Consider the following 3,701-nt stretch of genomic DNA (forward strand, 5'->3'; position numbering starts at 1 on the left):
CCGCCAGCCGCATCGGCGGGTGCGGCGTCATATGGATGCGGGCGGGATCGACACCCTGCCCGATCAGCGCGGCGTGGGCCGTGTCGCCATGTACGACCAGCGCGTCGAACTGGTCGAGCAGTGCGCGATAGCCCCGCCCCTGAACGCCTGCATCGGCATGATAGGCGTCGGCATTGTGGACGGTGTGGACCAGCGCCGTTCGTCCTTTTAGCCGGTTCAGCATCAGCCGGTCGGCGGGCGCGAGCGGGAGCCACTGGACATGAACGATGTCGGCGGCGGCCAGCGGGTGGATGTCGCCCAGCGCGCAGGCGAGGCCATATTCGGCGGCCTTGACGAGCCGGAAGGCGCGCCCCTCCCCGATCCGCGCGCGCAGCGCTTCGCTGCGGCGGAAGAAATGCGGGCGATAGACATAACCCCGCGGCGAGATGGCGTCGGTCGCGCGCATCGGGCGGCCGAGCAACGTCACCTGTTGTCCCTGCCCCGCCAGCGCGGCGCACAGGCTGTCGTCATAGCGCCCGGTGAAGAGCGAGGGATCGAGCATCGCCACCTTCATGCGCGCAACAGCCGGCGCAGCGAGAGAAGATGCAGCCCCGCCACCCCGATGAGCGTGAACGCATAGAGCGCCAGAAATGCCAGATCGAACCGGCCCGGCCAGAAGATCAGCGCCAGCGGCGCACTGGCGAGCGATCCGGCGAGGAAAGGCAGAGACCGGGCCAGCAATTCACTGAAACGGCCGAGCGCGCCCTGCACATAAACCGATACGCACAGGATCGTCAGCGCGGCGAGCGACAGGATCATGAGGCTGATGTCCGCCAGGTCGATCGCGGCGCGTCCGTCGAACAACAGGGTGAACAGCCGGTCGCCCACCGCCAGCAGCACCGCCGCGAGGCCGATCGCGAAAATCATCGCCGCGCCCATCGCGCGCAGGAGCAACTGCCGCAGCCGTTCCGTCTCCCCCGCATGATAGGCGCGGGTGATGCGCGGCAGCGCGGCTTCGACCATGGCGCGCACCAACATGGACAGCGATCTGGACATCTTGAAGAAGAAATCGAAAATCAGCATCGGTCGCGCGTCCGACGTCGCCAGCGCGATCGAGAAATAGGGCGCGTTATAGGCGACGATGTCCGAGACGGTGAAGGCCGCCGACGCGCCGATGTCGCGCAGATAATGCGCGCGCACATGGCCGCCGCCGACGCGGAAGGCCAGCCAGTGCCGCCGGCGCATATCCAGGCGGCGATGGACATGGGCGATGGCATAGCCGATCGCCACTATGCTCACGACCAGTTGCAGCGCGACCGACAGGCGTGGGTCAAGCCCCGCGAGGATCGCCAGCAGCAGCCCGATCGTCACCACCCGCCGCGCGCAATCCAGCGCTTCCCACAGGAGATTGCCGTCCATCGCCGCCAACGCCCGCTTGGCGAGCAAGGCGGGCAGGTTGAGGCAGGCGGAGAGGAAGAAGAGCAGGAAGAGGAGCGGCATGGCCGTGGCCAGCCAGCCCATGGCCAGCGCAATCAGCAGGATCAGCGTGCCACCCGCGACCAGCAGGCCCAGGAAGAGGAAGAGGACGCCCATTTCCTCCAGCCGGAAGCCGCCGTCGGCCGCGTCCTCCCGATCGCCGAGCCAATGCCGCCGCAACCGCGCATAGATGATGCTGGTCAGGCCGAATTCCGCCGAAATGGTGAAATTGCCGAAGGCGACGAGCAGCAGGAAGGCCTGGAACTCGGCGATCGGCAGCACGCGCACGAAAACGAAGGTGACGGCAAAGCCCCAGATCAGCACCAACCCGACATTGGCGAGTTTCACCAGGGCCAGGATGCGGGCGGAGCCCTCCAGCCGCGCGAGCTTGTTCCCGGAGGGGCGATTCATGCGGCCTTGCGCGCGCGGAACAGCCGATCGTCCAGCGCATGGAAATGGCGTGTGTCGGGATCGAGGGCGGCCGCGTCAATCTCTTCCAGGTCAAAGCCGGCGGCGCGAACGCGGTCGGCGAAATCGGGGCCATATTGGCGAACATGATCCCATTGCCCGAACCGGCGTTCCCGTTCACGCGGGGACATGGCGAAACTGCCATCCTCGGTCGGCTTGTCCCACAGCGGCACGATCAGCCAAGCCTCGCCGCCCGGCTTGAGCGCGCGATGGATGTTGCGCAGCACGGCCATATCGTCGGGCACATGCTCCATCACATGGCTGGCATAGAAAAGATCGTAGCGATCCACGTCGGCCAGTTCCATCAGGTCGACGCGGCGCATGTTCGCTACAGTGTAGCGTGCGGGGTCGAGATCGGCCGGCACATAGTCGGCGGCGGCGGCAAAGCGCTTCACCAGGCTGGCTTCATTGGGCGCCAGATGCAGGATCGCGCCCTCAGTCGGCACGCGCAACATTCCCGCCACGATCAACCAGTTCATCAACCGCTCGCGCGGGGATGCGCCGCATTGCGGACAGCCCCATTCCCTGTTGTCGCCATAGCGGAAAAAGCCGATCACGGTCCTGCCACAGGCGGGGCAGCCCCGGTTAGCGCGCGCGCCCAGAGCCTTGCGCAGTTGCAGCGCCGTCCGGGTCAGATGCTTGCCGGCGGCCTTGGCCACCCGCTGGACAGTAATCACGTCATTCTCCGCATGGGGTATGGGTTGCGCCTATACTATATCGTCAGCCCTTGGCGAGAGGGTCAGCGCGACTTGGCCGGGTTCCATGTCGTCACGGTCCGGCCGCGCATTGCCTTGAGCACGCCCTGCAACGTCGCGGCATAGGCGATCAGCATATCGACCAGCGCGGCGAAGGGACCGCTTCTGGATCGAGCGCCAATCACGACAACGAAAGCGACAGCTGTAACGCCTGTCGCGAACAGGATGGGCGAGAGGCGCCACGCCAGCGCAGCGGCCGCGATCGCGCCGATCAGGATGAACAGGCCACCGAACCACCGCAGGATCTTGCGCGAGGCATATTTGAAACGGTCGAGCGCGGCCATCTGTCGCAATTGCGGCGCGAGGTGGCGGTGCGTGTGCCAGGCGCGCGCGGCGATGCGGACCTTGCGCCGATATTCGTCCCGGCGCGCCGTCACCAGCCGTTCGCGGGCGATGACGTCTTTCGCCTTGACCAAGCGCTTGCCGGCGAAGACGACGGCCATGGACACGGTGAGGTCGTCAAGCACGCTGTCGGGGAAATCGGGATAGAGGCTGCGCCGGATCGAGAAGATCGACCCATCGGCGCCGAGCACATTGCCGGTGCGCGACTCCGCGTCCTTCAACCATTCCTCGATCCGCCAGTAGAGCGAACCGACCCGCGCCGTGGCGCTTTCCCCATCGCCCAGATAGTGGAGCGATCCGAGCACCCCGCCGACCCGCGGATCGGCATAGCGGGCGAGCAGCCGTTCGAGCGCATCCTCGTCCAGCAGCACATTGGCGTCGGTAAAGATCAGTACATCGCCGCGCGCGCAGGCGGCGAGCTGCTTCATGCCATGCGCCTTGCCGCTGCGGCCCGGGCCGCGCAACAGGGTGACGAGATCGCCGCGCGCCGCGATGAGATCACCAGTGCCGTCGGACGATCCGTCGTCGAAGGCAAGGCATTGGAGCGCGGGATGACGCTGTTTCAGCATCGCCAGATTGGCGAGCTTTTCCGGCATGGCAGCGGCTTCATTATAGGCGCAGAACAGCAGCGAGGCGCTGGGCGGCGGGCCGGCGACCGGCTGTTCCGGCCGGGTCGGCAGC

General features: G+C 66.7%; 4 protein-coding genes. All 4 read right to left on the reverse strand.

Features of this window, described 5'->3' with window-relative positions:
- Window positions 1-553 (reverse strand): glycosyltransferase (locus tag C100_RS31035; RefSeq protein ID WP_024018936.1); only part of this gene is annotated, 553 nt, incomplete at its 3' end.
- Entirely contained in the window at window positions 550-1,866 is a 1,317-nt protein-coding gene (locus C100_RS31040) for a hypothetical protein (RefSeq protein WP_024018937.1), read from the reverse strand. The genes C100_RS31040 and C100_RS31035, both read right to left, overlap by 4 nt.
- Window positions 1,863-2,600 carry a class I SAM-dependent methyltransferase gene (locus tag C100_RS31045; RefSeq protein ID WP_031308859.1) on the reverse strand — a complete coding sequence of 246 codons (738 nt, stop codon included), beginning with the start codon at window positions 2,598-2,600 and terminating at the stop codon, window positions 1,863-1,865. Before C100_RS31045 ends, C100_RS31040 begins: the two co-directional genes overlap by 4 nt.
- 62 nt (window positions 2,601-2,662) lie before the next feature.
- Window positions 2,663-3,701: glycosyltransferase family 2 protein (locus C100_RS0124200; protein ID WP_031308860.1), on the reverse strand; the 1,039-nt coding region annotated here is incomplete at its 5' end.

The sequence above is a fragment of the Sphingobium sp. C100 genome, assembly GCF_000508185.1.
Lineage (GTDB): Bacteria > Pseudomonadota > Alphaproteobacteria > Sphingomonadales > Sphingomonadaceae > Sphingobium.

Coding starts and splice junctions, on each gene's coding strand:
- C100_RS31040 (WP_024018937.1), bottom strand. CDS start 1,866: ATGAATCGCCCCTCCGGGAACAAGCTCGCGCGGCTGGAGGGCTCCGCC.